General features: G+C 69.5%; 19 protein-coding genes. 5 read left to right on the top strand and 14 right to left on the bottom strand.

The features are described from left to right. Positions 1-30: 30 nt before the first annotated feature. The 3 genes from ASE96_RS03050 to nudC form a co-directional block, all read right to left on the bottom strand. Positions 31-672 (bottom strand): M48 metallopeptidase family protein, encoded by a 642-nt coding sequence (locus ASE96_RS03050; RefSeq protein WP_056425740.1) that lies wholly within the window; start codon positions 670-672, stop codon positions 31-33. Further along, positions 672-2813, bottom strand: a complete 2142-nt coding sequence (locus ASE96_RS03045; RefSeq protein WP_326951830.1) for an ATP-dependent DNA helicase UvrD2 — start codon at positions 2811-2813, stop codon at positions 672-674. The genes ASE96_RS03050 and ASE96_RS03045 overlap by 1 nt, the downstream gene beginning before the upstream one ends. Before the next feature lie 150 nt (positions 2814-2963). Continuing rightward, positions 2964-4031, bottom strand: a complete 1068-nt coding sequence (gene nudC, locus ASE96_RS03040; protein WP_056425737.1) for an NAD(+) diphosphatase — start codon at positions 4029-4031, stop codon at positions 2964-2966. A 190-nt stretch (positions 4032-4221) separates the two neighbouring features. Between nudC and ASE96_RS03035 the strand changes: the two genes are divergently transcribed. Then, positions 4222-5682 (top strand): macrolide 2'-phosphotransferase, encoded by a 1461-nt coding sequence (locus tag ASE96_RS03035; protein WP_056425734.1) that lies wholly within the window; start codon positions 4222-4224, stop codon positions 5680-5682. On the opposite strand, the gene ASE96_RS03030 is transcribed toward ASE96_RS03035, so the two are convergent. The 3 genes from ASE96_RS03030 to ASE96_RS03020 all read right to left on the bottom strand — a co-directional run bounded on the left by ASE96_RS03030 (position 5679) and on the right by ASE96_RS03020 (position 13155). Further along, positions 5679-9197: an ATP-dependent helicase gene (locus tag ASE96_RS03030; RefSeq protein WP_056425732.1), complete on the bottom strand. Its 3519-nt coding sequence runs from the start codon at positions 9195-9197 to the stop codon at positions 5679-5681. The genes ASE96_RS03035 and ASE96_RS03030 overlap by 4 nt on opposite strands. Further along, positions 9194-12565, bottom strand: coding sequence for an ATP-dependent helicase (locus ASE96_RS03025; protein ID WP_056426629.1), 3372 nt, complete (start codon positions 12563-12565; stop codon positions 9194-9196). Before ASE96_RS03025 ends, ASE96_RS03030 begins: the two co-directional genes overlap by 4 nt. A gap of 173 nt (positions 12566-12738) precedes the next feature. Beyond that, positions 12739-13155, bottom strand: coding sequence for an MGMT family protein (locus ASE96_RS03020; protein WP_056425729.1), 417 nt, complete (start codon positions 13153-13155; stop codon positions 12739-12741). Between the two features lie 128 nt (positions 13156-13283). Between ASE96_RS03020 and ASE96_RS03015 the strand changes: the two genes are divergently transcribed. The 4 genes from ASE96_RS03015 to ASE96_RS03000 all read left to right on the top strand — a co-directional run bounded on the left by ASE96_RS03015 (position 13284) and on the right by ASE96_RS03000 (position 17016). After that, positions 13284-13994, top strand: a complete 711-nt coding sequence (locus tag ASE96_RS03015; RefSeq protein WP_056425725.1) for a 3'-5' exonuclease — start codon at positions 13284-13286, stop codon at positions 13992-13994. A 270-nt stretch (positions 13995-14264) separates the two neighbouring features. Then, positions 14265-15341 carry a methionine ABC transporter ATP-binding protein gene (locus tag ASE96_RS03010; RefSeq protein ID WP_056425721.1) on the top strand — a complete coding sequence of 359 codons (1077 nt, stop codon included), beginning with the start codon at positions 14265-14267 and terminating at the stop codon, positions 15339-15341. Continuing rightward, positions 15338-16009, top strand: coding sequence for a methionine ABC transporter permease (locus tag ASE96_RS03005; protein ID WP_056425718.1), 672 nt, complete (start codon positions 15338-15340; stop codon positions 16007-16009). Before ASE96_RS03010 ends, ASE96_RS03005 begins: the two co-directional genes overlap by 4 nt. Before the next feature lie 164 nt (positions 16010-16173). Then, a complete protein-coding gene (locus ASE96_RS03000; RefSeq protein ID WP_056425715.1) occupies positions 16174-17016 on the top strand; it encodes a MetQ/NlpA family ABC transporter substrate-binding protein in 843 nt (280 codons plus the stop codon). 107 nt (positions 17017-17123) lie between these two features. Here the strand turns inward: ASE96_RS03000 and hemL are convergent, their stop codons facing one another. The 8 genes from hemL to ASE96_RS19050 all read right to left on the bottom strand — a co-directional run bounded on the left by hemL (position 17124) and on the right by ASE96_RS19050 (position 25489). Beyond that, the gene (gene hemL / locus ASE96_RS02995; RefSeq protein WP_056425712.1) at positions 17124-18455 is read right to left on the bottom strand and encodes a glutamate-1-semialdehyde 2,1-aminomutase; all 1332 of its coding nucleotides are present in this window, start codon (positions 18453-18455) and stop codon (positions 17124-17126) included. 49 nt (positions 18456-18504) lie between these two features. Next, positions 18505-19620, bottom strand: a complete 1116-nt coding sequence (locus ASE96_RS02990; protein ID WP_056425709.1) for an LLM class flavin-dependent oxidoreductase — start codon at positions 19618-19620, stop codon at positions 18505-18507. Beyond that, the gene (gene hemB / locus ASE96_RS02985) at positions 19620-20600 is read right to left on the bottom strand and encodes a porphobilinogen synthase (RefSeq protein ID WP_056425706.1); all 981 of its coding nucleotides are present in this window, start codon (positions 20598-20600) and stop codon (positions 19620-19622) included. The genes ASE96_RS02990 and hemB overlap by 1 nt, the downstream gene beginning before the upstream one ends. After that, on the bottom strand, positions 20597-21568 hold the full coding sequence (locus ASE96_RS02980; RefSeq protein WP_082492537.1) for a uroporphyrinogen-III synthase: 972 nt from the start codon (positions 21566-21568) through the stop codon (positions 20597-20599). Before ASE96_RS02980 ends, hemB begins: the two co-directional genes overlap by 4 nt. Positions 21569-21588: 20 nt before the next feature. Beyond that, entirely contained in the window at positions 21589-22587 is a 999-nt protein-coding gene (gene hemC / locus ASE96_RS02975; RefSeq protein WP_056425703.1) for a hydroxymethylbilane synthase, read from the bottom strand. Then, positions 22584-23867, bottom strand: a complete 1284-nt coding sequence (locus tag ASE96_RS02970; protein ID WP_056425701.1) for a ferrochelatase — start codon at positions 23865-23867, stop codon at positions 22584-22586. Before ASE96_RS02970 ends, hemC begins: the two co-directional genes overlap by 4 nt. Continuing rightward, the gene (gene hemQ, locus ASE96_RS02965; protein WP_056425698.1) at positions 23864-24577 is read right to left on the bottom strand and encodes a hydrogen peroxide-dependent heme synthase; all 714 of its coding nucleotides are present in this window, start codon (positions 24575-24577) and stop codon (positions 23864-23866) included. The genes ASE96_RS02970 and hemQ overlap by 4 nt, the downstream gene beginning before the upstream one ends. Before the next feature lie 153 nt (positions 24578-24730). Further along, entirely contained in the window at positions 24731-25489 is a 759-nt protein-coding gene (locus ASE96_RS19050; protein ID WP_156367477.1) for a hypothetical protein, read from the bottom strand. Positions 25490-25496: the final 7 nt, after the last annotated feature.

The raw sequence follows: 25496 nt of genomic DNA, 5'->3' as shown, positions 1-25496 counted from the left end.
TGTTGAGCAGGAAAAGCCCCGGCCGGAACGTCAGTTCCAGCCGGGGCTTTCGCTGTCCACGTCGACGTCGTCGTCGCCCGCCGGCGTGAGGCCGCGGGACGTGGCGAAGGAAACCCCTTCGAGGAAGGCCTTGGCCCGGGCCGTGTCCGGGTAGGCCTCGAGCAGCCGCCAGAACGCGGCGTTGTGCCCGGCCACCAGCAGGTGTGCCAGCTCGTGGAGGAGCACATAGTCGATGACCCATTGCGGCATGGGCTGAAGCTTGTCGGACAGCCTGATGGTGCCGTCCGACGGCGTCGCGGACCCCCAGCGCGAGTTCTGGTTGCCCACCCAGCGGACCGAGGACGGCACGGCGCGGCCGCCGAAGTACTTGGCGGAGAGCTCGGCGGCGTGTGCCGCCAGGTCGGCGTCGTTGCGCGGCCGGCGCCGTCCCGCGCCGCGGGTCCCCCGCTCCCCCTGGAGCCGAAGCTTCTCAAGCATCCGGTGCACCCATTCCCGTTCCTGGGCGCGGCTGAAGGACGCCGGAATGGCGACCACAGCCGTGCCGTTCTCCCAGAACGCAGCCACCGTCCGCCGGCGGCGGGCGGAGCGGCGGACTTCCACGGGGGCGCCGTCGGCGGTGGTCAGCGGCGTGGCCGCGGGGGTGGCGGAACGGGTGGTGCTGCCGCCGGCCATCAGAGCGTGGTGCTTTCGGCCAGGACTGCCAGGACTGCTTCGCCGTATTTCTCCAGCTTGGACGGTCCCACACCCGGCAGTTTGGCGAGTTGTTCGAGGGAGTCGGGCCGGGCTTCGGCAATGGCGGTCAGCGTGGCGTCGGTGAAGACCACAAAGGCGGGGACGTCGGCGTCGAGCGCTGCGTCCTTGCGCCATTGCCGGAGCGCGTCGAAGGTCTGCTCCTCGTAGCTGGGCGGGCACTGGTTGCAGCGGCCCACCTTGCGTTCGGCGCCGGAGGAGAGCATGGTGCCGCAGACCCGGCAGGTTGCCGGTACCGCGGCCTTGCGGCGAGGCGCCGGTCCCTTGCCGCGGGCCGAGGAGCTGGCCACCGAATCTGGGCGCAGCCCGTCCAGGAAACGCGAGGGCTTCCTGTTGGCGCGCCCGCCCGGGGTGCGCGCGGTGGACCAGGACAGGAAAAGGTGCTCCCTGGCCCGGGTAATCCCGACGTACAACAGGCGGCGTTCCTCATCGACTGACTCCGGGCTGTCTGCAAAGGAGATCGGCATGAGGCCCTCGCTGAGCCCCACGAGGAACACGGCATCCCATTCGAGGCCCTTGGCGGCGTGCAGCGATGCGAGGGTGACGCCCTGGACGGTCGGGGCGTGCTGCGCGAGGGAGCGTTCCTGGAGTTCGTTGACGAAGTCCGAGAGGCTGAACTGCCCGCCGCGGCTAATCACGAGTTCGTCGGCCAGCGCGACGAGGGCCGCGAGGGATTCCCAGCGTTCCCGGAGGGCTCCGCCGCTGTGCGGGGCGGCGTCCGTGTAGCCGAGCGAGGCGACGATGTCGCGGACCAGCTGGCCCAGCGGCTCGGGGCTGGAGGTTTCGGCGACGGCCCGGGTGGCGGCCCGCAGTTGCAGGATGGCGTCGCGGACTTCCTTTCGGGCAAAGAACCGTTCCCCGCCGCGCAGCTGGTACCCGATCCCCGCAGAGGCCAGCGCTTGTTCGTAGGCTTCGGACTGGCCGTTGGTGCGGAACAGCACGGCGATCTGGCTGGCCGGGGTGCCGGCGTCGAGGAGCTCACGCACCTTGACCGCCACGGTGGCGGCTTCGGCCTCGTCGTCGGAGCATTCGGTGAACTGCGGCACCGGGCCGGTCGGGCGCTGCGCCACGAGCTGCAGGGGTGTGGCCCAGGCGGCGTCGGCGACCGGGCCCCCGCTGCGCCGGCCGGCCAGCAGCTCGTTGGCCAGCCTCACCACCTGCGGCGTGGAGCGGTAGTCGCGGATCAGCTTCACCACGGTGGCTTCGGGGTACTGGGCTTTGAAGCCGAGCAGGTGCTTCGGCGAGGCACCGGTGAAGGAGTAAATGGTCTGGCTGGCGTCGCCGACGACGCAGAGCTCGTCGCGGCCGCCGAGCCACAGTTCCAGCAGCCGCTGCTGGAGCGGCGAAACGTCCTGGTACTCATCGACGACGAAGTGGCGGTACTGCTCGCGGACGGTGGCGGCGACCTTCGGGTCCTCCTGCAGGATACCCACGGTGATCAGCAGCACGTCCTCGAAGTCGATGACGTTCCGGTCGGTCTTGACGTCCTCGTAGGACTGGAACACCCGGGCGACGGCGGTCAGGTCGAAGCCGCCCGGGGTGCCGCGGCCCTGGGCCTTTTCCAGGTAGTTGGCGGGCGTCAGCATGGAAACCTTGGCCCATTCGATTTCGGACGCCAGATCCCGGATCGAGGCGCGGTCCGTGCTCAGGCGCAGGCGCCGGGCAGCTTCGGCGATCATCTGTGCCTTGTGGTCCAGGAGGTTGGGCAGGACTCCCCCGACGGCCTGGGGCCAGAAGAACTGGAGCTGACGCAGTGCGGCGGCGTGGAACGTGCGCGCCTGGACATTGCCGACGCCGAGGTCGCGGAGCCGGCTGCGCATTTCGGCCGCGGCCCGTGCGGTGAACGTGACGGCCAGGAGCCGTTGCGGGCTGTAGACACCGGAGTGCACCCCGTAGGCGATCCGGTGCGTGATGGCCCGTGTCTTGCCAGTGCCGGCGCCGGCAAGGACGCACATGGGTCCCTGCAGGGTGCTGGCAACTTCGCGCTGTTCGGCGTCGAGGCCGCCGAGGATGCGCTCTTCGAGGGAGCGGTTGTCCGGAGCCAAGGGCTCCGTGTCCGGCACACCCCCGCCGGAGGTGCCGGGCGGGAAATCGCTGGACTGGAAGATATCTGTGTTCACTGTTGCTGCTCAGCCGTTCGAGGGTTTCCGGTGGAGGCGCCGCGGTGGTGGACCCGGGGGCCGGAGGTGCCGTTGTCTGGTGTCACGATCGCTTCACGGGTTGTCCGGGCGGTCGTGGATGACGCCGCCGTACCAGTGCTCAATCAGGGACCGCGCAATAGACAGTCTGCTGGAGATGACGATTTCGCCGCTGAGCACCGCCTCCTGCAGTTCGCTCCGGCTGAACCAGCGTGCCCGGGTGACTTCGACGCCGTCGGGCGTGGCATCGGTGTCCGCGGTGGTGGCCGTGAAGCCGAGCATCAGGGAGGCCGGAAAGGGCCACGACTGGGAACCGAGGTACTGGCAGGCGGTGACGCGCACGCCGACTTCCTCGCCGATTTCCCGGACCACGGCTTGTTCCAGCGACTCCCCCGGTTCGACGAAGCCGGCGAGGGTGGAATAATTCCGGGCGTCGAGCGGGCCGCCGCCGCCGAGCAACAGCCGGCCGTCGGCACCGACGACCGTGACAATGATGGCGGGATCGGTGCGGGGGTAATGCTCGGAGCCGTCCGAGGGGCAGCGGCGGACCCATCCTCCGGCCTCCGGCACGGTGGCTGTCCCGCAGCGCGGACAGTGGGTGTGGGTGGCGTGCCAGTTGGCGATGGCGCTGGCTTCAACAAAGATGGCGGTATCCGTGGGGTTCAGCGTGGCAGCGACATCACGGAAGCCCGCCCACTGCGCGCCATCGGGGATGCCGGCGATGTGGGCTTCGAATTCCTCGGCTTGGACCTCGAACTGCTGCGGCAGAAGGAACAGGACCAGTTCGGTGCCCGCCGCCAGGTCCGAGCCGGGCATGGCTGAGCCCAGGTAGATCAGCTGTTCCGGTGCATAGGGAGTGTCCTGCAGGTGCCGGGCCAGTTCGGCGGCGTCCAGCAGGACCAGGCTGCTGCCGTTGATCAGGGCCTGGCGGCCGGACAGCACCATGGCCCGCGCGGCGCCCGAGTGCAGGAGCTCCTCGAGCATCCCGGGCCTGAGACGGGCGGAGGAGCCGCGGTCAATCAGCGCCGGGCGCACCGGAAGGACCGTGTCCAGGAGATGGTTGGCGGCCGGGCCTGCGGCCGGGGAGACTGACGTGCCCGACGGGGCCTGACTGTTGGGTGCCGGTGACTCCGCAAGACTCATGTACCCACCGTACTGACTCGCGCTGACAAATGACATTTTTCCCCGGCGTATGTGGGCATCCGCACGCGCGCGGGCACCCTCGTCCCGGGCCCCTGCGGCGGGCACCGCCCGGGGCGCAATTTATTCCCGATCTTTCAGACTCGCCGTGGTGCATCGCAGTCTTGGGCGCCGCTCAATCTACCGTGGAAGAGTGAGAAGAAAACCAATCGAACTGGCAGCTGTGGCAACCGCGGCAGTCCCCGGACTGACCCCGACCGCCGTTAGCTCTGCGCCCGACGATCCGGCAGACTTCGACTCGGCCCTCCTCCTGGACTCCGAGGGCAAGCGCTGGCGAGTCCGCTCGCCGCGCCACGCCGAGGCCAGCGCCCGGCTGGAAACGGAATTCCTGGTGCTGCGGGCGTTCGTCCCCGGTATCCGGGCCGAGCTCCCGTTCCTCATGCCCACCGTTGCAGGCACCGTACGGCAGGGACCGCTGAGCACGTTTGTGTACTCCCACCTGGCCGGCTCCACCCGGTCCGTCGAGGACCTCGGCGCCGCATCCCCCGCCGTTGCCCGCGAGATCGGCGCGGCCCTCGCCGCCATCCACGACTTGCCCCACTCGCTGGTGAGCAACGCCGATCTGCCCAGCTACACGCCCAACGAGTTCCGCCAGCGCCGCCTCAACGAACTGGATCAGGCCGCGACCACCGGCAAGATTCCGCCGTTGCTGCTCCGCCGCTGGGAACACGCGCTTGAGGACGTCTCCCTGTGGCGTTTCAACCCCTGTGTGGTCCACGGGGATCTCCACGAGGACAACCTGCTGGTCGAAGGCGAGCGTGTCACGGCCGTGACCGGCTGGACCGATCTGCGTATCGGCGACCCTGCCGACGACATGGCCTGGCTCGTTGCGTCCAACGACCAGGACTTTGTGGATGCCGTGCTGGGGCACTACACCTCCTCCCGGCGCGACGTGCCCGACGCCCACCTGCTGCGGCGTGCGGCGCTCTCGGCCGAATTCGCCCTGGCGCAGTACCTCGTCAAGGGCCTCGCCGCCGGGAACCAGGAGATGATCGACGAAGCCGAATCCATGCTCACCGTGCTCGCCGAGGACGTCGCGGAACACGGCGGGCAGCCAATCAGCGTAGAACCTCTCCCCCAGCCTGCACCTGCCCCGGATCTTGGCGGGACCCCGTCCCGGGACAACGATCCACACAGTGCGCCGGATAAGGCACCGGACAGCACGCCGGTCCCGGCCGTCAGCAAGGTCACTCTGCTGGCCCCGGATGCGGTCTCCGGACTTGCCGCAGTTCCCACCAGCAGCGCGATGCCTGCCGTGCAGGTGACGCCGATCCCCGTCATCGAACCGGCAGCCGCCGACGGCGCCTCCAACGACGGCGTTTCCAGGGACAGTGCCGAGGACACCTCGACCCAATCCATCGCCGTTGTCCAGGAAAACAGTGCAGTCCAGGCGAGCAGCGCTGTTCCGGAAAACAGTGCAGTTCAGGAAGACAGCCCTGCCCCAGCAGACGGCCCAGTCCAAGCAGACAGCGCACTCCAAGCAGACGGCGCAGTCCATGCCGAGGCAGCGTCCTCGGCGGACGGCACGGCCCCGACGGACGCTGAGGACACGTCGACCACCGCTCTCACGGTGGTCGAGGCGAAGTCCCGCTAGCCCTTTCCCAGGGCCGCGGCCACGATCTGCTCGAGCCGCTCCGCTGAGCCCAAGTCGTGCGGCCGGACCACCTGGTTGTCAGCCACGTAGTAGAACGCCGCCCGGACCTGATCGATGGGGACGTCCTTCAACCGGGCCCAGGCCAGCCGGTAGACGGCCAGCTGGACCGCCTTGGTCTTCAGCTGGGCCGCCGACGGACGGCGGCCGGTCTTCCAGTCCACCAGGTCCCAGCCGCCGTCGGCATCGCGGAAGACGGCGTCGATCCGGCCGCGGACCACCACGTCACCGATCCGGGTCTCCACCGGCACCTCGACGTGGGCCGGCGCACGGTTGGCCCACTCGGACTGCCGGAAGGTCTCCACCATGGTGTCCAGGCCGTAGGCTTCGTCAATGTAGTCGTCGGAGCCCGCCGCGTCGCCGAGGTCCAGCATGCCGGCGGCGCCGAAGTACTCTTCCACCCAGGCGTGGAAGGCCGTCCCTTTCCGGGCGGACATCCCCGGTTCCCGCGGCACCGGACGCCGCAGCCGGGCAACAACGGAGCCGGCGTCGTCCTCGAGGTCCACCAGGGTGGACGCGGAAATGTGGCCCGGCAGGTGCACATCCTGTACCAGGGTCCGGCGCGAGCGGCGTTCCAGAAGGGTCGCGGCTTCGAGCGCCCAGCCGCCGGCCGGCCCGCGCAGCGGGTGGCGCCGTCCAGGCTCCGTGCCGCCCGCACTGGCAACGGCGTCCAGCAGCACCCCGGAGTCCAAGGAGTCCAGCACCCGGTCCGCCGCGGACTGCATCGCTGCCCGCCGGCCCGGAACCAGCCGCATCCGCGCGCCCGTGCGCGGATCGGTGGGCCCTTCGAGCGGGTCATACGGCCACCCCGCAACCTCCAGTTCCGATGTCAGCGGGCTCTCCGCCGGCAGCGATTCCTCGCTGACGGACAGCGGGTGGATCGAAGCGGTGGCGTCGGCGGCGAGCACTTCGAGTTCGGCCAGGAAAGGCGACATGCCCGCCATTCCGGCCCGGGAACCCACCCAGGCGGCGCTGGAAACCCAGAGCACGTGTTTGGCCCGGGTGTAGGCCACGTACGCCAGCCGCCGTTCCTCGGCCTCGCCGTGGACCTGCACGGCGGACTTGAATTCCTTCTCGGCGTCAAGCCAGCCTTTCTGGTCCGGGTGTTCAACGTCCCACTGCGGCAGGTCCGCGCGGTCCCCGCGCAGCGGCCAGGGCAACGCGGCGCTGCCGCTGCTCCAGCGCGAATCCCGGCTGCTGGGGAAGGCCCCGGCGTTGAGCCCGGGCACAAAAACAACATCCCATTCCAGGCCCTTGGAGGCGTGGACGGTCAGCAGCTGCACCGCTTCGTGGTTGACTTCCGGCGCGGCGGCGTCGAGGCCGTTCTCTTCGGCGGCCGCGGCCTCCAGCCAGGCCAGGAAGGCGAGCACATCGACGCGCTGGGACGTGTACAGGAACCCGGCGGCGGCGTCCTGGAAGGCGTCCAGGTTGCGGCGGGCCTGGTGGATGCTGATCCCGGGCCGTGCGGCCACTTCGATGTCAAGGAGCATGGCCCGCTCCACCTCGCCCAGGAGCGTTGTAAGGTCGTCTCCCATGTAGCCGCGCAGCTGCCGGAGCTCCGCCGAGAGCCGGTGGAGCCGTTCCAGCCCCTCGGGGCTGAGCTGGCGGCCGTGCGCGGACGTCCAGCCCTCGCGCGGGAGCCAGTCGAGGGCCTCGACGAGGCTGGCGGCGTCCGTGAGGTCGCCCTCGATCACGGGAGCCTCGGCCCCGCCGTCGTCGGCATCGTCATCCATGGTTCCCGGCCGGCCGCGGCGCCGGGCGAGGAAGCTGGACCAGTCCCGCAGGGCCATCAGGTCCGCGGCGCCAAGCCGCCAGCGCGCCCCGGCGAGCAGGCGCATCAGCGAATCCGAGCGGCCCGGATCGGCCAGCACCCGGAGGGTCGCGACGAGGTCGACTATCTCCGGGGTGTCCAGGAGCCCGCCGAGGCCGACGATCTCATACGGAATCCCGCGCACCTCGAATTCCCGCCGGATGCATTCCATCTGGGCGCGCCGGCGGCACAGCACCGCCATGGCGGGAGGCTCAGGCTCCGCCGCCGACCCGTGAAAGTCAGTCACCCGGAACTTCAACACGTCGCCCGCTATCGCAGCGGCTTCGTCCTCGTCGGTGCCAAAGCGCCCCATCACCACACGGCCCTGGACCGCGGCCGGGCTGGGTTGCAGCGGCGGAACCTCGACGCTCCCGGCCGTGTCCCGCTCGCCGGCCGGTCCCGTTTGGGCTGCGGCCTGGCTGAGGGGTGCGGAGATGGCGTTGGCGGCGGCAAGGATGTTCCGGCCGTTGCGCCACGCCGTGGTGAGGTACGACGTCGGCGCCACGGCGAAGCGGGCAGTGTTGCCGGCGTCGGCATCGCCGTCTCCGGCGGTGCCCAGATCGGGCAGCCGGACCGGGAACTCGCGGACGAAATGGAAGAGCTGGCCGGCGGAGGCGCCGCGGAACCCGTAGATGGACTGGTTCGGATCCCCGACGGCTGTGACGGCGTGACCGTCGCCGAACAGCCGGGAGAAGAGGACCAGCTGGGCGTGCGAGGTGTCCTGGAACTCGTCCAGCAGCACCACCTTGTACTTCTGGCGTTCGGTTTCCGCGGCCACCGGGATCTCGTTGGCGACGCGGGCGGCGAGGGCCACGAGGTCGCCGAAGTCCAGGGCGCCGCGGGCGCGTTTGGCGTCCGTGTAGCGCCCCACCATGTCCGCGACGCTGGCCCGGGTGCGCAACATTCCGCTGAGCTCGGCCGCGGCCTGGCTGGGGTTCTTCTTGGCCGTGGCGACGTAGGGCAGCGACTCGAACTCGGCCACCCGGTCCAGCAGCCAGCCGCGGACCCCGGACGGGTCCTGGAGATGTTCAGCGCACTCGCCGGCGAGCTGGATGACGGCCTTGACCAGGGTGGACTTGGCGGAGCGGAAGTGTTCGTATTCGCCGTCGAACGCTTCCACAACCTCGCTCGCGAGCTGGAAGGACTGCGCGCCGCCGAGCAGCACGACGTCCCGTTCCACGCCGAGCCGGAGGCCATAGTCGGACACGATCCCGCTGGCGTAGGAGTGGTACGTGGAGACCTTGGGTTCGAGCGCGTCGGTGCTGAGCAGCCCGGCGGGGAACACCTGGTTCTGGGTGTCGGCCGCGGCAATGCGCTGCAGCGCGGCCAGCTTGGCGCGGATACGGGTGGCCAGTTCCCCGGCGGCTTTCCGGGTGAAGGTCACGCCAAGCACTTCCTCCGGCCGGACCCAGCCGTTGGCGACGAGCCACACCACGCGGTCAGCCATGGTGGCCGTCTTGCCTGAGCCGGCGCCGGCAATGACCAGCCGGGGCGACAGGGGCGAGGAAATAATGTGCGATTGTTCGGCTGTGGGGCTGTTCTTCTCCCCCAGCATGGCGGAGAGCTCCTCGGGGGTGAACCGCGCAGCCGGAAGGGCTGCGGGCACAGCGGCGGACACACCGCCGGGAAGAGTCGGTTCGGCGCTCATTCGGTGACCTGCTTTCCCCGCACGCACAGCGGACAGACTTCGGGAAGGCGGCAGCCGTGGCCCCCGTGGCCGCCCTTGGACGGATCGTGGCGGGCCTCGAACGTGTTCCCGGACATGACCCGGGCGGCGTCGCCGACCATGTCCAGGGCCCAGTTCTCCGCCGGGTCCAGCGGCGGCTGGGCCTGGATGCCCGGGCTCTTGGTGGTGGTGCCGAGCTGGGCCAGGACAGCACCGCCGGGCAGCGGTGGCGGTCCGTCGTCGGGCCCGGCAAAGCCGCCGGCCAGCACGGCCGCCTGGTAGGCGCCCAGCTGCGGGTGCCGGTCGAGATCGGCTTTACCCGGCTGCCGCTTACCGGTCTTGAGGTCCACGACCACCAGCCGGCCCTCGGCGTCGATCTCCAGCCGGTCGACCTGGCCCCGCAGCACCGCCGGACGGGGCGGCCAGGACCCGTTGTCGGAGTCAGGTCCGGTGTCAGCGCCGCTGTTTCCGGCCGGGACCACGTCGGGAAGTTTCACTTCGAAGTCCTGTTCGACGCCCACCAGGGACCGGCCCTCGCCGCGCATCACCAGCACGTACTGGGCGAGCTTCCGGACCATGGTTTCGGCGCGCTGGAAGTCCAGCTTGCCTTCCCAGTTGTCCTTCATCCCGAGCGCGGGCCAGCGGCGGACCAGCTCGGCCACGTATTCGGATCCGGAGGCATCCGGCAGGTCCTGCGCGATGGCGTGGACCAGGGTGCCCAGGCTGCGGGCGAAGTCGGTGGCTGCCTCTCCGCCGGCAGCCTGGACAAACCAGTCCAGCGGCGATTTCTGCACGGTTTCCACTTTCGACGGCGAGACGTAGACGGTGCCGCCCGGAGGGACGACGGGATCCTCGGTGGACAGCGGCGCAAGGCCCCACCAACTCGCGGGGTGCGCGCCGGGCACGGGCGGTTCGGCGGCGGCCAAGGCTCCGAGCACGGTGCTGGCTTCCACGGCCTCGGGGGTTCCGGCGTCGAGCTGGGCGTACTGGCGGAGCTCGGCGACAAGTGCGCGCAGGGTGAGCGGACGCTCCACCGGCGTGAACCCGCGCCGGTCCCGGCCAGGGCCCAGCGGCGACACGTAGTCCAGGAATGAGGAGGGCTGTTCGTCCTCCGAGGACACGGCGGTGCAGATCAGCACCTGCTGTGCCCGTGATACGGCGGTGGAGAAGCTGCGCAGTTCGTCATAGCGGATTTCGCGCAGCCGGCTGAGGGGATCCAGCTGCAGGGCGTAGTCCACGCCGTGCTCGACGGCGTCGGCGTACAGCGTGCTGCCGAGCAGTTCGCCGCGGAGCCTGGTGTTGGGCCACACGCCTTCCTGCAGGCCCGGGACGATGACCACGGGCCACTCCCGGCCGGCGGCGCTGGCCGGTGTCATGAGCTCCACGGCGTCCTCCAGCTGGGCGCGTGCAGCGAGGGTGTCCATCGGGAGTTCCTGGCTGAGCAGGTACTCGAGGAACTGTTCCGGCCCGGAACCGGGCAGCTGGTCCACGAAGCGCTCGGCGGTGTGGAAGAGCGCCATCATGGCATCGAGGTCCCGGTCCGCCCGGGCCCCGGCCGCTCCCCCGGCGAGCGCGGCCTCGGTCCAGCGTGCGGCGAGGCCGGTGGAGTTCCAAAGCGCCCACAGTACCGTTTCGGCGTTGCCGCCGGGAGCCTGGGCCGCGTCCCGGCCGGCGTGGATCATCCGGGCAATCCGGCGCGCGGAGTGCCCCTCGATGCCCAGGCTTGCCAGCGCGCCCGGTTCCAGCAGCGCCTCGACGAGGAGTACGTCGCTGGTCCGGCCTCCGCCGCCCAAAAGCTCCTCGCGGCGCAGGGACTGGCGCAGGCGCCGCAGCTCGATCGCGGTGGCTCCGCCGATCCGCGAGGTCAGCAGCGTCACGGCGGCCTCGGGACTCAACACGTCAGGGTCCAGGGCCACGGCATAGGCATCCAGCAGGGGACGGACGGCGACCTCGTCCCGGACGGCGGATTCAGCCACGGGGATCCGGACGGGGATGCCCTGGCCGGCGAGGTAACGCTGCAGCTGGCTGAGCTGGCTGCCGTTGCGCACGATCACGGCGATGTCCCCGAGATCGCGGCCGTCGTTGAGCTGGGCCTCCAGGATCCGCTGTGCCACATAGCGCAGTTCGTGCACGGGAGACGGCAGCAGGTGCGCCTCCACCGTGCCGCCCGCTGCGCCGTTGGCGGTGCTGTTGGCACGGCCCGCGACACCAGGCTGCGCAGGCTGCGGTTCAGGTTGCGCTTCAGGCAGTTGCGCATGCTGCGGTGCAGGTTGCGCTTCAGGCAGTTGCGCATGCTGCGGTGCAGCCGGCTGTTCGAGCCGCCGCGCCGACTGCCCGCCTGCGCGGCGGGAGATCCGTCCGGCCACGGAGAGCCAGGCGTCCGCGACTGCCGGGGTGTGGCGGTGCGCGGTCCAGAGCGGCCGTTCGAGGACGCCGCCGCCGGCGGGGGCGAGCAGCCGGGGAAGTTCGGCGACGAGGTCCGGGCGGGCGCCGCGGAAGCCCTGGACCACGGTGTCCGGCGATGAGGTGATGAGGACATCCTTGCCCGCGGCGATATCCGCGAGCAGCTCGAACACGGCGGGGTTGGCTTCCTGCATGTCGTCCACCAGGACCAGTTGGAGCCTGTCGCGTTCGGCGGCCAGGAAGTCCGGTTCGTCCTGGAAGATCTGCCGGGCAGCGGTGATGATGCCGGCCGGGTCAAAGGATTCGGGCATGCGCAGGTCCAGCACGTCGCGGTACTCGGCATAGAGTGCCGCGGCGGCGACCCAGTCCGGCCGGTTGCAGCGGCGGGCGAGGACCACGAGGTCCCCGGCGGTCCGCCCGGATTCGATGATCCGGTCAAAGAGCTGGCGGACTTCCTGCCGGAAGCCGCGGGTCTGCAGGGCCGCGCCGAGGTCCTCCGGCCACGGCAGTTCAAGTCCGGGCTGTGTGTGCCCTTCGAGCAGTTCCTTGATGATCAGGTCCTGCTCGGGGCCGGACAGGAGTTTGGGCGGGCGCGGCAGCGGCAGGATGCCTTCGGCTTTGGCGCGCCGGATCAGGTCGAAGGCGTACGACGCCCAGGTGCGGGCCGGCGTCGTGCTCAGGCTGCGGTCCAACCGCGCGGTGAAGCGGTCCCGGAGCGAGTCGGCGGCGAGTCGTCCGGGGGCGAGGATGAGCATCCGCTCCGGATCGAGTCCGTCGCGCTGCGCGCGGCGGACGGCGGCTTCCACGAGCACTGTCGATTTCCCGGTCCCCGGCGCTCCAGGGATGAGGACGGGACCGGAGCCGTGCGGGACGTCGACGGCGGCGAGCTGGTCCGCCGACAGTGCGGGAACGGCGCTGTGCAGCTTCCGGGGCGGCAGCAGCCGCAGCGCGGAACCGGAGGTGCCAGGACGGGCAGCCCGCGGTCCGCCCTGTGCAGGCGAGCTGGGCGTGGACTGAGACGGTGCGGGCTGAGCTGGTGTGGGCTGAGCTGGTGCGGGCTGAGCTGGTGCGGGCTTTTCTGGTACGGCCGGGACGGAGTCAGGGTTCTGGCTGGGGATGCTCACACAGTCATTTCATCATCGGGGGCCGACAGTTTATGTAAGGAGCGCTCCAGCCGCTCGGCAACCGCGTCGATCCGGTCGAACTCACCGTCGCTCGGTGCCCAGCGGGCGGCCATCAGGTCCACCCGCCAGCGCCCCTCGCCCGTGCGGAGGTATTCGGTGTAGCTCCCCAGCAGCGGAGTTTCTTCCACAAGGTACTGGGCAAGGGCCTCGCGCTCGTGTCCCGGGGGCGCGTCTCCGCTGGCCTTCAGGACCCGCCACCAGGGCACGGAGCTGCCGTGGTGGCTCATGACGGAACCGACCTGCCGGGGACCGCCGGAGCCGAGGAGTTCGGCGACGTCTCCGTACGCCACCGCCGAGCCTGCGGGGATCAGGGCCACCACGTCCAGGACCGCCTCCACATACTCCATCCGCATGACACAAGCCTAGCGTCCGGAGGACGCTGGGCGGCCGGCTGCGGCCCCGCCGCCGCCCGGTTCGGCCGCTGCGGATGCGGGCGGGGTGGCGGCGCATTAGCGTCGGTGGCAGCAGGTAGCGTTGAAGCATGAGCACCTGGAACACCCTCCCCCGCGCAGCCTTCGACCTTGAAACCACCGGCCGGAACTCCCGCGCCGCCCGGATCGTCACCGCGTCCATCACCGTCGTGGACTCCGACGGCGGGATCGTCAAGGAGCACGAATGGCTCGCCGATCCGGGGGTCGAAATCCCGACGGAGGCCAGTGACATCCATGGCGTCACCACCGAGCGGGCCCGCAGCGAAGGCCGCCCCGCCGCGGACGTGACCAGGGAGGTCGCCGCGGTTCTCCAGGAGCTTTTCGACACCGGTGTGCCGGTCATCGCCTTCAATGCCAGCTACGACTTCACCGTGCTCGCCGCCGAATCGGCCCGCTACGGCGTGCCGCAGCTGACCCGCTTCCCCGTGCTGGATCCGTACATCATGAACAAGCAGGTGGACCGCTACCGCAAGGGCAAGCGCACTCTCACGGCACTGTGCGAGGAATACGGGGTGGACCTGGACAATGCCCACACCTCGGCCGCCGACGCCCTGGCCACCCTGCGTATGCTGGACGCCATGGCCGGGAAGTTCCCCAAGCTGCGGATGCCGGCCAGCCATCTGCACCAGCTCCAGATCGAATGGGCCTCCGCCCAGGCCTCCGATTTCCAGAGCTACCTGCGCAAGACCAAACCCGCCGCCGTCATTGAAGGCGACTGGCCCGTGCTGCCGCCCGAGGACGCGAGCCGCGGAGACTTCTAACGGGGACTGCCGCCGCACAAGGGGTTGGGATGGAGATCACAGTCCGCCCCGGCACCGCCCTGACCTGAAACTCCCGGCGGGGATTCCGCGGACCGGAGAACCATGGCCGCGCCGCCCGGGCGGCCGGAGGATATCTCGAATTTTCAGCATCGACCGTCCCTTTGTGACGAACTAAATGCGCAGGTGGATGCCAAATGGCACCCCTGACATAATTTAGTTCAGAACCTGGCGTGTGTTATGCCGCGCCCAACCCCAACCGCCAAGGGATAGATGATCACAGTTACCGACCTTCGCAAGGTCTACCAGCAGGGCAAGAAAGAAGTGGTGGCCCTCGACGGCGTCACTCTTTCGGTACCAAAAGGGTCCATTCACGGCATCATCGGCCATTCGGGTGCCGGTAAGTCGACCCTTGTGCGCTGCCTGACCCTGCTGGACCGTCCCACCTCCGGTTCCGTCAGCATTGACGGAACCGAGCTCAGCTCCGTCAAGGACTCGGAGATCCGTGCGGCGCGGCGGCGTATCGGCATGGTCTTCCAGCACGCGAACCTGATGGACTCCCGGACCGCGGCCGGCAACGTCGCGCATCCGCTGGAACTTGTGAAAACACCGAAGGACCAAATCCGGACCCGGGTCGCGGAGCTCCTGAAGCTCGTGGGACTCGAAGGGTTTGAGAACGCCTACCCGTCGCAGCTTTCCGGCGGCCAGCGCCAGCGTGTCGGCATCGCCCGGGCCCTGGCCTCGGATCCGGACGTGCTCCTGTGTGACGAGCCCACCTCTGCCCTGGACCCGGCCACCACGGACGAAATCCTGGACCTGATCCAGGACCTCACCAAGCGCCTGCAACTCACCGTGCTGATCATCACGCACGAGATGAACGTCGTGAAGCGGGTCTGCGAATCCGTGTCATTGCTCTCCGGCGGCCGCATCATCGAACACGGCGCCCTGCGGGACGTCGCGGCCGATCTGGACAGCAAGCTGGCCAAGGCGCTGCTGCCGCTGCCGCCGTCCGAGTCCCTGCCGGGTGCCCTGCAGCGCGGGCCGGTGCTGGAGATTCTCTTCTCCGGCGACAGCGCCAAGGAACCCGTCCTCACCGGGGTCGCCCGGCATTTCGACATTGACATCAACGTCCTGGCCGGCAGCGTCGAGACCCTCGGCGGCCAGCAGTTCGGCCACCTGCGTGTTCAGCTGGCGGAAACCGCGGACGCGGACGCCGTGCTGGCCTACCTGCACGAGCGTGGCATCGGCGCAAAGCGTGCGGCCTCCGCCGCAGCCCAGGACCCCGACAACGCCGGCTCCGCCCTTCCGGCTTCTGTCCTCGCCACCGGGGACCAGGGAGGTATCTCATGAACGACATCTTCAGTAATCCCGTGCTGGCCAAAGCCCTGCCCGAAGCCATCATCGAAACACTTCAGATGGTGGGGATTTCGTCTTTCTTCACCGTGCTGATCGGCCTGCCGCTGGGCGTGTTCCTGCACGTCTCCGCCCCGGGCGGGCTGCGCCCGATGCCGGTCACCAACCGGATCCTCAGCGATGTGATCGTCAACATCACCCGTTCCATCCCCTTCGCCATCCTGATGGTGGCGCTCATTCCGTTGGCCCGCGCCTTGACCGGCACCAGCCTCGGCCCGGTCGCCGCCTCCGTGTCCCTCTCGATCGGCACCATCCCGTTCTTCGCCCGGCTGGTGGAAAACTGCCTGCGCGATGTGCACCACGGCAAGATCGACGCCGCCCAGGTGATGGGGTCCACGAAGATGCAGGTCATCAACAAGGTGATGCTGCGCGAATCACTTCCCGCCCTCGTCGCGGCGGCCACCACCACGGTGGTCACCCTCGTGGGGTTCTCCGCGATGGCAGGTCTGGTCGGCGGCGGCGGCCTCGGCAAGCTCGCCTACAACTACGGCTTCCAGCGCTTCGACGTCACGGTCATGCTCGTCACCATCGTGCTGATCATCGTCCTGGTCCAGGTCATCCAGCTGGTGGGCGAGCGGATCTCCCGCCGCCTCGACCACCGCTGACGCCTCCTGGTTCCAGCGGCCACTGACACCGGCAGCCCGGCCCTACCCCAACCGGCCTGCCGCTCCCAGCACCACCACTCCTGCAGCGGGTAGCCGCCCTCTGCATCTGCGCGGACCACGGCGCCGACGTCGTGAATCCAGCTATTTCGAAAGGAACGCATCCAATGCGTAAGTCACTCACCCTCCTGGCCACCGGCATTGTCACTGCCCTGGCGCTGACGGCTTGCGGTGGTTCGTCCACCCCCAGCGCCCAGGTCACTGCCCTGGATCCGGCCAAGCCTTCCACGCTCTCGGTCGGCGCCAGCCCCGTGCCGCAGGCGAAGATCCTCGAGTTCATCAACCAGGACCTTGCCCCCAAGGCCGGCCTGAAGCTGGACATCAAGGAAATCGAGGATTACCAGACGCCCAACACCGCACTGAGCGACGGCTCCCTGGACGCCAACTACTACCAGCACCTTCCCTGGTACGAAGATCAGGTCAAGACCAAGGGCTACAAGTTCGGGCACGGCGAAGGCGTTCACATCGAGCCCTACGCCGCGTTCTCCGAGAAGGTCAAGGACATCCAGGACATCCAGGACGGCGCCAAGGTGGCCATCACGAATGACCCGTCCAACCAGGTCCGCGCCCTCAAGGTCCTCCAGGTCGCCGGTTTGGTCAAGGACATCAAGGATGACACCTCCGTGATCACGCTGAGCGACGAGCAGAACCCGAAGAAGCTCAAGTTCTCGGAGAACCAGCCGGAACTGCTGATCAACGACCTCAAGGACCCGTCCGTTGACCTCGCCCTGATCAACGGCAACTTCATCCTCAAGGCCGGCCTGAGCACCAAGGACGCCCTCGCGGTGGAGTCCGTGGAGAACAACCCCTACGCGAACTTCCTGGCCTGGCGCGAGGACTCCAAGGACGATGTGCGCATCAAGAAGCTGGACGAGCTCCTGCACTCCCCCGAGGTCAAGGCCTTCATCGAGAAGGAATGGCCCAACGGTGATGTGACCGTGGCTTTCTAGCCCCGGTGGATTGACCGCTTAACTACTCAGGGCACCCGCCGCGGCGGGTGCCCTGAGTAGTTAACGACGACGCCGGAACGGGCGCGTAGCTTCTGCCGCCTCGGCAGCTAGGCCGTCGCGGAGGCCGCGGCCCTGGCGGCGGCGGGCAACGCGTCGAAGATCCGGTTCATCGCCGAGTCGTCGTGGGCGGCGGACAGGAACCAGGCTTCGAAGACCGACGGTGGCAGGTACACCCCGGAGTCCAGCATGGAGTGGAAGAACGGCGCGTAGCGGAAGACTTCCTGGCCCTGGGCGTCGTCGTAGTTGTGCACGCCGCGGGCCGAGGTGCCGAACGCCACGGAGAACAGGTTCCCCGCCCGCTGGATGGAGTGGTCCACCCCGGCCGCCTCCAGTGCCGTAGACAGGGCCGCGGAGAGCTCCAGCGAGCGGGCATCCACGAACGAATACACCTCGGGGGTGGCGTGGGTCAGGGTCGCGACGCCGGCGGCCATCGCCACCGGGTTGCCGGACAGCGTGCCGGCCTGGTACACCGGGCCCAGCGGAGCGAGGTAGTCCATGACCTCCGCGCGGCCGGCGAGGGCCGCCGTCGGCATGCCGCCGCCAATTACCTTGCCGAAGGTCAGCAGGTCCGGCGCCCACGGGTCGGCCGCGCCGGCCGCCCCGCCGGTGAGGCCCCAGTAGCCGGAATAGCCCGTCCGGAAACCCGTGAGGACCTCGTCAAGGATCAGCAGGGCACCGTGCTCCCGGGTAATGCGGGACAGGCCCGCGTTGAAGCCCTCGCCCGGGGTGACGACACCCATGTTGGCCGGGGCCGCCTCGGTGATGACGGCGGCGATGTTGTCGCCGTGCTTGGCGAAGGCGGCCTCGACGGCGGCGAGGTCGTTGTAGGGCAGAACGAGGGTTTCGGCGGCGGTGGCGGCCGTGACGCCGGCCGAGCCCGGCAGCGCCAGGGTGGCCAATCCGGATCCCGCTGCGGCGAGGAGCCCGTCCAGGTGGCCGTGGTAGCAGCCTGCAAACTTGATGATGAGGTTCCGGCCGGTGAAGCCGCGGGCCAGCCGGACGGCGGTCATGGTGGCCTCGGTGCCGGTGGAGACCATCCGGACGCGTTCGGCTGCGGGGACGCGCTCCTGGACGATTGCCGCGAGGTTGGCCTCATCCGGGGTGGATGCCCCGAAGGACAGTCCGCGGTCGACGGCGGCATGGACGGCGGCGAGGACCGCGGGGTGGGCATGTCCCAGCAGCGCCGGGCCCCAGGAGCAGACCAGGTCGACGTACTCGGCGCCGTCGGCGTCGGTCAGGTACGGACCCTTGGCGGAGACCATAAAACGCGGTGTCCCGCCGACGGAGCCGAACGCGCGGACCGGGGAGTTGACGCCGCCCGGCATCAGCTGGCGGGCGCGGTCGAAGAGTTCCTCGTTGCGAGGATGGCTGGAAGTCATGGTTCCTATTCTTTCAGGTTCAGTTCAGGCCAGTTCAGTCGAGGCCGGTTCAGTTCAGTTCGGTGGTGGGCGCCGCGGCCAGCAGGCTGGCCACGCGGGGCGCCACTTCGGTGCCAAACAGTTCGATCGAGCGCATCATGGCCGGGTGCGGCAGGGTGCCGTTGCTGTATTTGAGGTCAAAGCGATCCACGCCCAGGTTCTTCTTCAGCAGTGCAATTTTTGCGGCCACGGTCTCCGGCGATCCGACATAGAGGGCTCCTTCGGGGGTGCACATGGCATCAAACTCGGCCCGGTTGCCTGGGCCCCAGCCCCGCTCCGCGCCAATTCGGTTACGCATCGCGATCCAGTGCGGGAAGAACTCCTCCCGTGCTTCCTCGTCGGTAGCGGCGATGTGGCCGGGCGAATGCGTGGCCATCTGCTGCATCGGTTGCCCGTATTTGGCCATGGCCTCGCGGTAGAGGTTCGCCAGCGGCGCGAACGACCGCGGCTGGCCGCCAATGATGGCGAAGATGATCGGATAGCCGTATTCTGCGCAGCGCAGCACGGATTCGGGGGTGCCGCCGACGCCGATCCAGGTGGGCAGCAGGTGGTGTTCCAGAGGCGGATAGACGCTGAGGCCGTTGATGGCCGGGCGGGTGCGCCCTTCCCAGTGGATGGGCTGCTGGGCGCGGGCCTTGTCAAAGAGTTCCAGTTTCTCCTCGAACAGGACCTCGTAGTCCGCCAGGTCGAGGCCGAACAGCGGGAAGGACTCGATGAAGGAACCGCGGCCCAGCATGACCTCGGCGCGGCCGTTGGAGATGGCATCGACGGTGGAGAACCGCTGGAAAACCCGGATGGGGTCATCAGAGCTCAGGACCGTGACGGCCGAGCCGAGCCGGATGTGTTTGGTGCGGGCAGCCGCCGCGGCGAGGAAGACTTCCGGGGCCGAGACGGCGAAGTCACGGCGGTGGTGCTCCCCCACGGCGAAGGCGTGCAGGCCGACCTCGTCCGCGAGCTCGGCCTGTTCCAGGAGCTGCCGCAGGACCTGGGCGTGCGGGACGGGGTGCCCGTCTGGGAAGACGCCGACGTCACCGAAGGTGTTCAGTCCCAGGAGGATGCGTCCCGGGCCCACGGGGGCTGTGGGGTTCGCGCCGGATGCCGGGTCAGGGGCTGTTGCAGCGCTCATCAGGACTCCTTCAGCCAGCCGGCGAGTTCGCTGGCCCAGTAGGTCAGGACCATGTTGGCCCCGGCCCGTTTGATGCCCAGCACGGATTCGGTGATTGCGGCCCGCCGGTCGATCCAGCCGTTGGCGGCGGCGGCCTCGATCATCGAGTACTCACCGGAGATCTGATACGCGGCGACCGGGACGGGGCTCATGGCGGCGACGTCGGCCAGGATATCGAGGTAGCTCATGGCGGGTTTCACCATGACCATGTCGGCGCCTTCGGCCAGGTCCAGGTCCACCTCGAGGATGGCTTCCCGGCGGTTGGCGGCGTCCATCTGGTAAGTGCGGCGGTCGCCGGTCAGCTGCGAGTCGACGGCCTCGCGGAACGGGCCGTAGAACGCCGAGGCATACTTCGCGGCGTAGGCGACCACGGCGGTGGTGGCGTGCCCGGCTTCCTCGAGGGCCTGCCGGATGACGGCAACCTGGCCGTCCATCATGCCGGACGGGCCCAGGACGTGGGCGCCGGCGTCGGCCTGCGCGACGGCCATCTGGCCGTAGATCTCCAGCGTAGCGTCGTTGTCCACGTAGCCGTTGGCGTCGAGGACGCCGCAGTGGCCGTGGTCGGTGAATTCGTCGAGGCACACATCGCTCATGATCACGAGCTCGTCGCCAACTTCGGCGCGGACGTCCCGGATGGCTTTGTTCAGCACACCGTCAGGGTCCAGGGAGGCGGTGCCGCGCGCATCCCGGACGGCGGGGATTCCAAAGAGCATGATGCCGCCGACGCCGAGCTGCACGGCGTCGGCCGCGGCGCGCTTCAGCGTGTCCGTGGTGTGCTGCTGCACGCCGGGCATCGAGGCGATGGGATGCGGCTCGGTCAGGCCTTCGCGGATGAACGCGGGCAGGATGAGTTCCGAGGCCGACAGGCGGTGTTCGGCCGTCAGCCGCCGCATGGCGGGGGTGGTGCGGAGCCGGCGGGGGCGGTGGGTCGGGAAGCTCATATGGTGTCCTTTGCTGGGGGCTCGGCGACTGGCTGACGGGGTGGGGACGGCTGGCTGGCCAGCGCCCGGATGACGGCGGCCACCAGGCCGGAGGCGGTAGGTTCTTCGGCCGTGGAGGCGACGCTGAGGCCGAGTGACTGCGCCTCGGCGGCGGTGGAACGTCCGATTGCGACGAAGCGGCAGCCGCCCAGCGGGGCGAGGTCCTCGTGGATGCGCCGGGCTGCACTCGGGGAAGCGGCGACGACGGCGTCCAGCCGGCCGGCGCCGATTTCGGCTTTGGCCTGTCCCGGCGTGAGAACGGCGGCCGTGTTGTCCCCTTGCGCTGGGGACTCCTGCGGCGCTGCCGGGTGGCACGCGGCCAGGCTGCGGCCCGGGTCGGCCGGATAATCCACAGTGCGGTACGCAGTCACGGCCTGGACGAAGGCACCCCGGGCCTCCAGCCCGCGGCGGAGCCGGGGGTCGGCGATGTCCGCCTGGGGCAGCAGCACGCTGCCCTGGTGCTCGGGCCAGATGTCGATGAGCCCCGCGCCGGACTGCTGCCCGGTCGGGGCGAGGTCGACGGCGACTCCGCGGGATTCCAGGAAACGGCGGGTCGCGGGTCCGATCGTGGCGACGAGGAGGCTGCCGGGAAGCCAGCCGCTGAGGGTGGTGCCCCGCTCGGCGGCCTTGGCCTCCAGCGCCCGCACGGTGGTCACGCTGCTGACCACCAGCCAGGTATAGGCACCGGCGCCGAGGGCGTCGAAGGCCACATCCAGGGAGTGCTGGTCGCTGGCGAGCTCGAAATCGATGAGCGGCAGCAGCAGGGGTTCGGCGCCGACGTCGCGCAGGGCTGTGACCAGCTCCGCCGCACGGTCCGGGCTGCGGGCCACAAGGACCCGGGCGCCGGCCGGAGCCGTCACGTTCCGGGCACGGTCGTCTCGGGCCTCGGAGTTTCGGGCCTCGGAGTTTCGGGCACTGTGCCGTCCCATGAACTGATGTATTCCGCGGTTCAGGAAGCGGCCAGGTCCGCGATGTCGGCGGCGCCCCGGGCCAGCAGGACTTCGGCGAGCTCTATCCCCAGCAGTGTTGCCCCCACTTCGGTGAGTCCGTCCGTGGCCTTTTTGTCCCGGACAGTGGCTGTTCCGTCGACGGCACAGACCACGGCCTCGAGGTGCAGCAGGCTGCCGCGGCGGTAGGCGTAGGCGCCCACCGGGGCGGCGCAGCCGGCCTCCAGCCGGGCCAGGAGCGCCCGCTCCGCGGTGACGGCGAGCCGGGTGTCGGGATCGTCGAGGGCGGCGAGGGCCTGCGCCAGCACACCCTGTGAGCCTTCGGTGGATCCCGCCTTGCGGGGCGCATCGGCGGAACGGCACTCGATCGCGAGCGAACCCTGCCCGGCGGCGGGGAGCATAACGTCGGTTTCCAGGTACTCGCTGACCGCGTCGAGCCGGCCGATCCGGTGCAGTCCGGCAGCGGCGAGCACCACGGCGTCGAGATCGCAGCTCTTGCCCTGCACCACGGCGTCGGTGGTGTTGCCCGGCAGCCCGGGGACGCGGCCGAGCCGGGTGTCCACGTTGCCGCGGATGTCACGGATGTCCAGGTCCGGGCGGGCGGCCCGCAGCTGGGCTGCGCGCCGCGGGGAACCCGTGCCCACCGTGGCGCCGTCGGGCAGGTCGGCAAGCTTGAGTCCGTCGCGGGCGCAGAGCACGTCCCGCACGTCAACGCGCTTGGGCGTCGCTGCCAGCGTCAGTCCAAGCGCCGGACCGGTGGGCAGGTCCTTGAGCGAGTGGACGGCCACGTCGCACGCGTCCTGCAGCAGGGCATCGCGCAAGGCAGCGACAAAAACGCCGGTGCCGCCCATCTGGGACAGCGAACCGGTGAGGACGTCGCCGTCGGTGCGGATGTGGACCAGCTCGACCGGGAAGCCGCCGACGGCGGCCAGCTGGTCAGCGGTCTGCTGGGTCTGGGTCAGTGCCAGTTTGCTGGCGCGGGTTCCGATCCGGACGGTCACAGTGCGTCCTGACCTGCCGCCGGAGCGGACGTGCCGGCAGCGGTGGCGGCCGCCGGGTAGGGATCGTGGCCCGTCCCGACGGTGGTGTCGGCTCCGGCGATGGTGGGCTTTTCGCCGCGGAAGTTGGCGCAACATCCCGGGCGGCAGACGTCGTACCAAGGACCGAGTCCGGTCAGGTGCGGACGGTCAGCGATGTTGTTGGCGGCGGTCCGCTCGCAGATCAGGTCCACGATGCCGCCGACGAACTTCCGGTGCGTCCCGGGGGTGGGGACCCGGCTCGCGGCAAGGCCCAGGTTGGCGCAGGTTTCCAGGGCCTCGGTGTCGAGGTCCCAGACAACTTCCATGTGGTCGCTGACGAAACCGAGCGGCACGATCACGATGCCCTTGACGCCCTGGCCCGCGAGTTCCTCGATGGCGTCGTTGATGTCCGGTTCCAGCCACGGCACGTGCGGGGCGCCGGAGCGGGACTGGTACACGAGGGACCAGGGGGCGGTGTCGCCGGTCTCGGCCTCCACCCGCCGGATGACCTCGGTGCCGGTGGCGAGGTGCTGGGCGACGTAGGCGGAGTCTTCCGCGAACTGGCGGGGCTCGCCCTCGGAGCGGCCGGCGGCTTCGGCGTCGCGGGTCGGGATGGAGTGCGTCGCGAACAGGATGTGCACCGGCGCCTTCGGGGTGCCGTCCGCGGCCAGCTTGGCGCGGACGTCGGCGAGGCCGGCGGCGGTGCCTTCGATGAACGGCTCCACGAAGCCGGGGTGGTCGAAGTACTGGCGGACCTTGTCGACCTCGAGTTTTCCGTCCAGGCCGGTCTCGGTCAGCGCGATGCCGATGTCCTCGCGGTACTGGCGGCAGCTGGAGTAGCAGGAGTAGGCGCTGGTAGTGATCATCAGGACCTTGCGGTGCCCGGCGTCGTAGATGTCCTGAAGGGTCTGCGGGATGTACGGGGCCCAGTTGCGGTTTCCCCAGAACACCGGCAGCGCGATCCCGCGGGCGGCCAGCTCTGCCTCGATGCCGGCCTTCAGCTCCCGGTTCTGCTGGTTGATCGGGCTGATGCCGCCGTTGGCGCGGTAGTGGTGCGAAACCTCTTCGAGCCGCTCATCCGGGATGCCGCGGCCCCGGGTGACGTTGCGCAGGAACGGAATGACGTCGTCCTGGCCTTCGGGCCCGCCGAAGGAGGCGAGGAGCACGGCGTCATAGTCCTTGGCGGCCATCCGGCCGGCTTCGGTCACCTCGTTGACAGCCGTGACGGCTGTGGCACTTCCCTGGGGATCGAGCGGGCTCATGACAGGACCTCGGCAATCTCGGCGGCGCTCACCCGGCGGCCGGTGTAGAAGGGGATTTCCTCGCGGACGTGGTGGCGGGCTTCGGTGGCGCGCAGGTGGCGCATCAGGTCCACGAGGTCCACAAGGTCGGGGGCCTCCAGGCCGAGGATCCATTCCCAGTCGCCGAGGGCGAACGAGGACACCGTGTTGGAGATGACCTGGGGGAAATCCCGGCCCAGGAGTCCGTGGTCGCGGAGCATCGCCCCGCGCTCGGCGTCGGGCAGCAAGTACCACTCGTAGGAGCGCACGAAGGGGTACACGCAGAGCCACTCTGCCGGTTCGACGCCTCGGGAGAAAGCGGGGGTGTGGTTCTTGGCGAACTCGGCCTCCCGGTGCACGCCCATGGCGGACCAGGCGAGCTCTGTGCCGGTGAACAGCTTGCTGCGGCGGATGTCCCGGACGGCCCGCTGAAGGGCCTCGGGCTGCGGGCCGTGCAGCCAGATCATGATGTCCGCATCTGCGCGCATCGCCGATACGTCGTAGCTGCCGCGGTGGACCACGCCAGCCTCGGCCAGCCGCGCAATAAGAGCGTCGAACTCTTCGGCGGCATCGCCGCTGCGAAGGACGTCGGCGGAGCGCTTGAAAACGGTCCAGAGCGTGAAGAACTGCTCGGCTGATTCTTCGCTTGCTGATTCAGTTTTAGTGACAGTTTCGGCAGAAGTGTGGCTCATGGTTACCAGTCTGCCCCTTCGCCTTGGCTAAGTCGAAATAAAGCACTTCTACAGCGTGTAGAAGTGCTTCATTTCACATTGGTTCGCATCAATTCACGTTCATGTGATGTTGGGCTCAGGATCCAGCCCGTCAGGCAGGGACTTTTCCGGCGCTCAGACGCGGCGCATCCGCAGGACCACGGCACCGGCGACGACGGACAGTGCCACGAGTCCGATACCCAGGCCCAGCAAGGGGGACGGTCCGCCGGACTGACGCGTTGAGGTGGCCTCCATCGACGTGCTGCCGGAGCGCGGGTCAGCCGACGCCGTGGCGGAGCCACCCGTGGCCGTCGGCGACGCGGCAGCGGTAGACGGCGTTGCGGGGGCTGTGTTCGACGGCGCCGACCCGGCCGGGGATCCGGCCGGGACTTCGGCGGCCGGGACTTCTGCGGCCGGCGCTTCGTTGACGGGCACTTCAGCGACGGGGTCCGCCGGAGCGGACTGCGCTGGCGGCTGGCCGGGGGCGGGCACCGCTGGCTGGGGTGCCGCGGGAGTGGTGGGCTGGGGTGCCGCAGGCGTGCTGGGCTGCGGAGTGAGAGTCGGAGTGGGAGCAGGAGATTGCCTCGGCGGGCGGCTCGGCTCCGGCTCGTCAGGGTCCTCCGAGGGCGAGGGCTGCGGGGAGGACGGCGAGGGCGTGGGGTCCTCTGAGTGGTCGAGCAGGCCATCCAAGACACCGTCGAGGTCGATGGACAGCAGGTCCGAACCGGCCGTAACCGAGGCAGAGACGCCCGTGGCGGCCTGTGCGGCGGGCGCGCCCGCGGACAGGGTCAGTACCACTCCCAGGGCTGCAGCTGCCGTCCCGCGGCGGAGTCCTGCAGGACGATCGGCCGGCGATTTTTGGACGTGGGAGACGTGGGACCTGTGCGTAACCATGGTCATC

This window comes from Arthrobacter sp. Leaf69, assembly GCF_001422645.1.
In the GTDB taxonomy this organism is placed as follows: domain Bacteria; phylum Actinomycetota; class Actinomycetes; order Actinomycetales; family Micrococcaceae; genus Arthrobacter.
The sequence above is the reverse complement of the archived record's forward strand: the minus strand, read 5'-3'. Positions and strand labels throughout refer to the sequence as shown.